Below are 8165 nucleotides of genomic sequence, written 5' to 3'. Positions count from 1 at the left end.
CGTCTAGTACGTCAAACCACCCTCTACTGGGGGCGCGTCCTACTGCGATGGTCATCTAACTAAATCCTCTTTTACTAAAAATTGCAACGTTTCTAAGCAGAACTTTCTGGAAATTTCATCCTTTAAGCGACTGCCGCGAGGAAATAACGTTTTTTTTGACAGCCTCAGCAGCTTATAATTGCTGAGTTTCTGAGATTTGACCACTTCTTCAAGCTGACATTTCTCAGGGTTATGTCGTTACACGTACCATGAGCTAGTTACCTAGCTTGTGGTAACTTAATGCTTCTTAACTTATCACATTGTTGGGGTTTTCGCTCAACCCACCTAGGGAAATCAAGTATTTAACATGAACCTACTTAATACTATGAATATCAGAATTTTTACAATCTGACACAACTTTTCTCAGAAATCTTATTACAGGTGATAGGTGACAGGTGACAGGGGATAGGTGACAGGATAGGAGGAGAAGCAAAGGGAGAAAATTTAACTTGCAAGACATCCTGGTAAAATGGCAGACTTTTAATTAAAGGCAAGCACTTACAGGCCAAGGTAGTTCAATGACTGGATCAACAACAGTTAACAAAGGCGATCGCCTTCTGCATCAAAAAGTTCTCGGTTCTCGTAGGTTTAGCAACTACTGGTGGGCAACTATCGTGACGATGGGAGCTACAGGCTTTTTATTGGCAGGGATATCGAGTTATTTAAACGTAAATTTTCTCATAGTTACCGATCCAACTCAATTGGTATTTTTCCCCCAGGGTTTGGTAATGGGGTTATATGGTTCGGCTGGCTTACTTTTAGCATCGTACCTATGGCTGTCTATCCTCTGGGACTTAGGGGGCGGCTACAATGATTTCAATAGAGAAACTGGCTACCTCAAAATCTTTCGTTGGGGATTTCCTGGCAAAAATCGCCGGATTGAAATTGATTCCCGCATCCAAGACGTACAATCTGTACAAATAGATATTAAAGAAGGTCTTAATCCTCGTCGTGCGTTGTATCTCCGTCTTAAAGGTCGCCGAGACATCCCCCTAACACGGGTAGGACAACCTTTGTCATTAGCAGAGTTAGAAACTCAAGGCGCAGAGTTAGCCCGATTTTTAGAAGTACCGTTGGAAGGATTGTAGGAGCAGAGGGGTAGAGGGGCAGAGGAGACAAGATAGAATTCAGTTTTCATCCCTATTCCCCATTCCCCGTTCTCTAAAAGAGGCTAAGATACACTGGTTGAGTCAGTAATTAGCAATGCGGTTAAAAGTTTCACAATTCTTGGTTGCATTTTTGATAGTCGGTGCTTTGATGTTGGGCGGCTGTTCTACACAGCAGGCTAATTCTAATTCTTCGCCAACATCAACAGCGACCGAGACAACCACGACAACTACTACTACTGAAGCAACATCTGTATCAGATACCACAAGTGAGAGTATTCCGGGAATGAAAGATTTACCACGTCTTGAAGGTAAAGCTACGGTGGTGATGACAGTTAATGGCTCACCAATTACCATCGAAGTAGACGGTACAAATGCCCCTATCACATCTGGCAACTTTGTTGATTTGGTGCAGAAGGGTGTATACGACGGTACTGTTTTTCATCGGGTTGTACGCCAACCTCAACCTTTTGTAGTCCAAGGTGGCGATCCCCAAAGTAAAGATCCCAAAGTTCCAGTAGATAGACTGGGAACAGGGGGCTACATTGATGCAAAAACTAATAGTGAGCGTCGTATCCCCTTAGAAATTAAGCCAGAAGGGGAGTCCAGCCCAATTTACAGTAAGACATTGGAAATGGCCCGTGTAACGAAACCACCAGAGTTACAGCATAAACTAGGTGCAGTAGCAATGGCGCGATCGCAGCCACCAGATTCTGCTTCCTCTCAGTTTTACTTTGCTTTAGCAAATTTAGGATTTTTAGATGGTAACTATGCCGTATTCGGTTATGTTACCGACGGTTTTGATGTAGTTAACAAAATTCAGCAAGGCGATCGCATTGACTCTGCTAAAGTCACTCAAGGCAGTGAGAATTTAAAAACTCCATAGGTAGGGAGTAGGGAGAAAAAGTAATTATTTTCTCCTTGTCCCAATTTCCAATTCCCCATTTCCAATTCCCTAAGATTGTTTGAAGTTGTTGTTACTGGTATTGGTTTAGTTTCTGCTTTGGGTACGAGCCTAGAGGAGAGTTGGCAACAATTAATTGTTGGGAAGTCTGGAATTAGCCTGTATCAGCCTTTTTCAGAACTTGCGCCACTACCTCTAGGCTTGATTAGTCAAACACCCGCCAAATTGAGAATATTGACCCAGCAGGTTGTCGATGCGGCAATGAAAGATGCTGGTTTATTGACAAATTTACCTGATTGTGCTGTGGTTATTGGTTCAAGTCGTAGCCATCAGGCATCGTGGGAAAATTTAGCAAAGAATATGTATGCAAAATATCCTAGCCAATCCCCCTATACAGGAGAAAAATTAGAGGATTGGTTAGAGATTCTACCCCATATGAATGCGATCGCATCTGCCAGACAGATTGGTGCGACTGGCACAGTTTTAGCACCGATGGCTGCTTGTGCTACAGGGATTTGGGCGATTTCTCAGGCGACACTTTTGATTCAAACAGGGCAATTTCAAAGAGCGATCGCTGGGGCTGTAGAAGCACCAATTACACCCTTGACGATATCAGGGTTTCAACAGATGGGTGCTTTAGCCAAAACTGGTGCTTACCCCTTTGATTTGCACCGTGAAGGCTTAGTCTTGGGTGAAGGGGCGGCTATATTTGTTTTAGAATCAAAAGAATTAGCCCAGCAGCGTCAAGCAAAGATTTATGGTCAAGTTTTGGGTTTTGGCTTAACCACAGACGCATATCATACCAATCAGCCAGACTTGGAAGGTAGGGGAGCGATTGCAGCTATCAAACAAGCTTTAAAACGCAGTGACCTACAACCCCATGAGATAGATTACATTCATGCTCACGGGACAGCTACCCAGCTAAATGACCGTATAGAAAGCATAGTCATAGAAAAGCTATTTCCCCATCAAGTAGCAATTAGTTCGACTAAAGGGGCGACAGGTCATACCCTAGGCGCGTCAGGAGCATTGGGGGTAGCTTTCACATTGTTAGCTATAAAACATAATATTTTGCCACCCACTGTAGGATTTAATCAACCAGAATTTGATTTAAACATAGTCAGGACTGCATATAAAACTAACATTCAGCAAGCATTATGTTTGAGTTTTGGCTTTGGTGGACAGAATGCAGCTGTTGTATTGGGTCAATCTACACTTTAGTTACCTCATGTTGATGCGATCGCTGAGAATCAAAGTTTCGGTTTGGAAATTCGCATTGATGGTAGGCAAAATTCAGAATTTGAATAATTGCCAAATAAAACGCACATTCAGAGAAATCGATATGATATAAAAGTCGATAAAACTTAAAAAATATTCACCAAATGCTGATTCACTCCCCTGGCTTATCCAAGAAGGTCAAGGACTCAATAAAAGAGAAAATCTTCTTCGGTAATGAACCTAGTGCCGAGTTAATCGCCATTCTTACCGTTTACTTTGTCCAAGGAATTTTGGGATTGGCGCGTTTAGCTGTCAGTTTTTTCCTTAAGGATGAATTGTCACTGAGTCCTGTACAGGTATCATCACTATTGGGAATTGTCGCCCTACCTTGGATTATCAAGCCTCTATTTGGTTTTATGTCTGATGGGTTACCTATATTTGGCTACCGTCGTCGGCCATACTTGGTACTATCAGGGATACTAGGTGCTATATCCTGGGTAAGTTTAGCGACCATAGTTCATGATAGATGGGCGGCTACAGTAGCGATCGCACTCGGTTCTCTCTCCGTTGCCGTTAGTGATGTGATCGTTGACTCATTAGTTGTGGAAAGAGCCAGGGTAGAATCACAAGCCGATGCCGGTTCGTTACAATCATTATGTTGGGGTGCTTCCGCATTAGGCGGCTTAATCACAGCCTATTTTAGTGGACTGCTCCTGGAACACTTTACAACCCGTACTGTATTCTGGATTACTGCTACATTCCCTTTGATTGTTTCAGGTGTAGCTTGGTTGATTGCTGAATCGCCTGTTAGCAAAGATGCTAAGGATAAAACCAACACTCTCAGTATTAAGTATCAAATAGGACAACTACGTCAAGCCATTACCCAAAAAACTATTTGGCTACCAACAGCATTTGTCTTTATCTGGCAAGCTACCCCAACAGCCGATGCAGCCTTTTTCTTCTTCAGCACCAACGAACTCCACTTTGAACCAGAATTTTTGGGGCGAGTGCGGTTAGTGACAAGTTTCGCTGCTTTAATTGGTGTTTGGATTTTTCAACGCTTCTTGAAAAGTGTTCCCTTCCGAGTAATTTTTGGTTGGAGTACAGTTATTTCCGCAGCCTTGGGAATGACAATGCTGCTACTGGTGACACACACAAACCGAGCTTTAGGCATAGATGACCACTGGTTTAGCTTGGGTGATAGCTTAGTTCTCACAGTTATGGGACAAATTGCCTATATGCCTGTGTTAGTCTTAGCAGCGAGACTTTGCCCCCCAGGAGTAGAAGCCAGTCTATTTGCATTGTTGATGTCAGTATCGAATTTAGCCGGCATGGTTTCCTACGAGTTCGGAGCTATTATTATGCACTGGCTAGGAATCACCGAAAGCAATTTTGATTCCCTTTGGTTCTTGGTGCTGATTACTAATCTCAGCACCTTACTACCATTGCCTTTTCTCAACTGGCTACCTGGTGATGATTCACAAGCAGAACCAGAATTAATACCCAACTTGATGTCAGAAATAATGCTGCGAGAACCCGAATCAGAAACAGTTGAATGAAAAGTGCTGAGTGCTGTTAGCGGTAGCGCGGCGTTTAGCCTGTGCTGAGTGCTGAGTGAAAATACCGCCCACAATTGGGCGTGGCTTTTACCGTAGTGCAGAAGTACTGAGTACTTCTTAAATTTACTCAGCACAGGCTAAATACCTCGCTACCGCTAACAGCACTCAGTACTGAGTTGGTAAAAATATTCAAAACTCAGCACTCAAAACTCAAAACTCAGCACTCAAAACTCAGCACAGGCTAAACGCCGCGCTACCGCTAACAGCACTCAGCACTCAGCACTCAAACAATATGCAGAGTTTTCAAGTTCCAGAAACAGCCATTTTAGAAAAATCCTATACTCGTGAAGATTGGCAGGGAGGATACGAATCCCTTAGCCAAGAGTTTGATTATTGGATTGATGATATAGAAGGAGAAATCCCCCAAGAACTGCAAGGCACATTGTTTAGAAATGGGCCAGGATTACTTGATGTTAATGGTCAACGTATTCATCATCCTTTTGATGGTGATGGGATGATTAGCCGCATCACTTTTGTCAATGGTCGCGCCCATTTTTGTAATAAATTTGTGCGTACAGAAGGCTATTTAGCAGAACAAAAAGCGGGTAAAATTCTCTATCGTGGTGTATTTGGTACGCAAAAACCAGGTGGTTGGTTAGCTAATATATTTGATTTCAAAATTAAAAATATTGCTAATACCAACGTTATCTATTGGGGTGATAAACTTTTGGCGTTGTGGGAAGCTTGTGAACCCCATCTTATTGATGCTTACACCCTAGAAACTTTAGGCAAAGAATACTTTAATGGAATTTTGTCAGAGGGCGAAGCTTTTAGCGCACATCCTCGCATTGATCCTAATTGTATTCAAGATAATGACGCACCTTGTTTAGTAAATTTTTCTATTAAACCAGGGCTATCTACTACAATTACAATTTTTGAATTAGACCCAACAGGTAAAGTTCTCAGGAAGCAAGCTCATAGTGTTCCGGGATTTTGTTTCATTCACGATTTTGTCATTACTCCTGAACACTGTATCTTCTTTCAGAACCCTGTCGTTTTTAATCCCATACCTTTCGCTTTGGGTCTACGCGCAGCTGGGGAATGTATCAAATTCCAGCCAAATCAACCGACGCGAATTATAGTTATTCCTCGCTTTCCAAAAGGGGAAAATACAGGGGTAAAAATTCTGGAAACACAAGCAGGTTTTGTGTTTCACCACGTTAATGCTTTTGCTCTAGGGCATGAAATTTATGTTGACTCCATTTGCTATGATGCTTTACCAGAAGTAGAACCAGAAAGCGATTTTCGTCAAGTTGATTTTGATGCGGGTTCTCCTGGTCAACTCTGGCGTTTTCGTCTTAATCTTCAAGATGAAACAGTAGAACGCAATTTAATTGAGAGTCGTTGTTGTGAATTTCCCACCATACATCCTGACCATGTAGGACGCACTTACAAATATATTTATATAGGTGCAGGTCATGCAGAAACTGGTAATGCACCATTGCAAGCATTACTAAAAATTGATTTAGAATCTGGAGAAAGACAACTTTGGAGTGCCGCGCCGCGTGGGTTTATGGGTGAGCCGATTTTTGTACCGCGTCCAGATGCTCAAACAGAAGATAATGGCTGGTTGCTAGCTTTAGTTTATGATGCTGCTCATCATCGCTCAGATGTGGTGATTTTAGATGCTCGTGATTTAGCAAAAGGTGCGATCGCCTTTGGCGGGGCGAAGCCCATCGCTCGACTTCATCTCAAACATCATATCCCCTATGGTCTACACGGCAACTTTACCTCAAAAATTTTTGCCCCAAATTGATCCTCTAAGTGTTTATAAGCATAGATTAAAGTCAATAATTATTTTTGGCTAGGATCTATGGTTTTCTAAAATTAAAATAAAATTGTAACAATAACTACAAAATCCTCATGTTTCTCGAAAACGCGGGATAAGCTAGGCATATATGTATCCGGTTCGCCAAAAACCGCGATTAGGAGAAAATCTTATGGTGTCAACCCCTATCATTCCTTTAGAAGCTGCTACTCCAGCACATATTTGCCCATTTGATCAAGCTTGTAGTTATTTAGAAGCAGCAGGGAAAGAATTAAGGTTAGATCAAGGTATCCTGGAAATTCTCAGTCACCCACGCAAGGTAGTGACAGTTTCCATTCCCGTAAAGCTAGACAATGGTGATATTCGGGTACTAGCAGGACATCGAGTACAACATTCTGATGTTTTAGGCCCCTATAAAGGCGGAACTCGATACCATCCGGCTGTTACACTGCGGGAAGTATCGGCTTTAGCGATGCTGATGACTTGGAAATGTGCGCTGTTGGGTATACCTTATGGTGGTGCAAAAGGAGGTATTGCGATCGACCCACAAAATTATAGTGTGGGCGAATTAGAGCGAATTACTCGCCGCTATACTAGCGAATTAATTAAAGATATTGGCCCCTCAGTAGACATACCCGCGCCAGATATGGGAACTTCCGCCCGTGAAATGGCTTGGATGATGGATACATATTCAGTGAATGTGGGTCATTCTGTACCTGGAGTTGTCACTGGTAAGCCTCTATCTATCGGCGGTTCACTGGGACGAGAAATGGCCACCGGACGCGGTGTGATGATTATCGTCCGGGAAGCATTAGCAGATATGGGCAAATCTCTAGAGGGAATGCGAGTAGTTATCCAAGGTTTTGGGAATGTGGGAGGCGCAGCAGCTGAATTACTCTACCAAGCCGGAGCAAAAATCATTGCTGTTTCCACCGCTACAGGCGGGGTTTATTCATCTCATGGTCTTGATATTCCCGCATTAAAAGCTTATGCTGCCGAAAATCGTAAAAGTGTAGTAGGTTTCCCACAAGCATCAGCTATTAGCAATGCAGAGTTACTGACTTTACGCTGTGATGTGTTAATTCCCGCCGCCTTAGAAAACCAAATTACAGCAGAAAATGTCCATCAAGTGAGAGCGCAAATCATCGCAGAAGCAGCTAACGGGCCAATAACACTGGAAGCAAACCAAGTTCTAGAGGCGCAGGGTGTAACTGTCCTACCAGATATCCTAGCCAATGCTGGTGGTGTAGTAGTAAGTTACTTAGAATGGGTGCAAGGTCTTTCATACCTCTTTTGGGATGAAGTACGTGTCAACCGCGAAATGGAACACTTGATGGTGCAAGCATATCATCATGTAATCCAAGAGTCCAAAGTGCGGCAAGTTCCCCTCCGGTTAGCAGCTTATACTCTGGGAGTCGGTAGAGTTGCTCAAGCCTTAAATGACAGGGGTCTATATCCTTAACATCCAACTTTTTTTGACAAAGTAGAGACGTAGGATTGCTGCGTCTCTA

Annotated in this window: 6 protein-coding genes; all 6 read left to right on the top strand. The window is 42.9% G+C overall.

Annotation, left to right across the window (positions count from 1 at the left end):
* Positions 1–557 precede the first annotated feature (557 nt).
* The 6 genes from ACM0OR_RS07855 (at position 558) to ACM0OR_RS07830 (ending at position 8116) form a co-directional block, all read left to right on the top strand.
* Entirely contained in the window at positions 558–1127 is a 570-nt protein-coding gene (locus tag ACM0OR_RS07855) for a photosystem I assembly protein Ycf4 (protein ID WP_190704996.1), read from the top strand.
* Between the two features lie 115 nt (positions 1128–1242).
* Positions 1243–2031, top strand: a complete 789-nt coding sequence (locus ACM0OR_RS07850) for a peptidylprolyl isomerase (RefSeq protein WP_414575757.1) — start codon at positions 1243–1245, stop codon at positions 2029–2031.
* Positions 2032–2106: 75 nt separating this feature from the next.
* A complete protein-coding gene (locus tag ACM0OR_RS07845) occupies positions 2107–3270 on the top strand; it encodes a beta-ketoacyl-ACP synthase (RefSeq protein WP_414575756.1) in 1164 nt (387 codons plus the stop codon).
* Between the two features lie 161 nt (positions 3271–3431).
* Positions 3432–4826, top strand: coding sequence for a folate/biopterin family MFS transporter (locus ACM0OR_RS07840; protein WP_414575754.1), 1395 nt, complete (start codon positions 3432–3434; stop codon positions 4824–4826).
* 292 nt (positions 4827–5118) lie between these two features.
* On the top strand, positions 5119–6642 hold the full coding sequence (locus ACM0OR_RS07835) for a carotenoid oxygenase family protein (protein ID WP_414575753.1): 1524 nt from the start codon (positions 5119–5121) through the stop codon (positions 6640–6642).
* Positions 6643–6826: 184 nt separating this feature from the next.
* Entirely contained in the window at positions 6827–8116 is a 1290-nt protein-coding gene (locus ACM0OR_RS07830) for a Glu/Leu/Phe/Val family dehydrogenase (protein ID WP_414575752.1), read from the top strand.
* Positions 8117–8165 lie beyond the last annotated feature (49 nt).

It is taken from the genome of Anabaena sp. CCY 9402-a (genome assembly GCF_963920945.1).
GTDB classification, from domain to species: Bacteria; Cyanobacteriota; Cyanobacteriia; order Cyanobacteriales; family Nostocaceae; genus Trichormus; species Trichormus minutissimus.
The sequence above is the reverse complement of the archived record's forward strand: the minus strand, read 5'-3'. Positions and strand labels throughout refer to the sequence as shown.

Excerpts from the sequence above, each read along its gene's own strand:
- ACM0OR_RS07840 (WP_414575754.1), top strand. The coding sequence starts at position 3,432 with ATGCTGATTCACTCCCCTGGCTTATCCAAGAAGGTCAAGGACTCAATA.
- ACM0OR_RS07855 (WP_190704996.1), top strand. The coding sequence starts at position 558 with ATGACTGGATCAACAACAGTTAACAAAGGCGATCGCCTTCTGCATCAA.
- ACM0OR_RS07830 (WP_414575752.1), top strand. The coding sequence starts at position 6,827 with ATGGTGTCAACCCCTATCATTCCTTTAGAAGCTGCTACTCCAGCACAT.
- ACM0OR_RS07835 (WP_414575753.1), top strand. The coding sequence starts at position 5,119 with ATGCAGAGTTTTCAAGTTCCAGAAACAGCCATTTTAGAAAAATCCTAT.
- ACM0OR_RS07850 (WP_414575757.1), top strand. The coding sequence starts at position 1,243 with ATGCGGTTAAAAGTTTCACAATTCTTGGTTGCATTTTTGATAGTCGGT.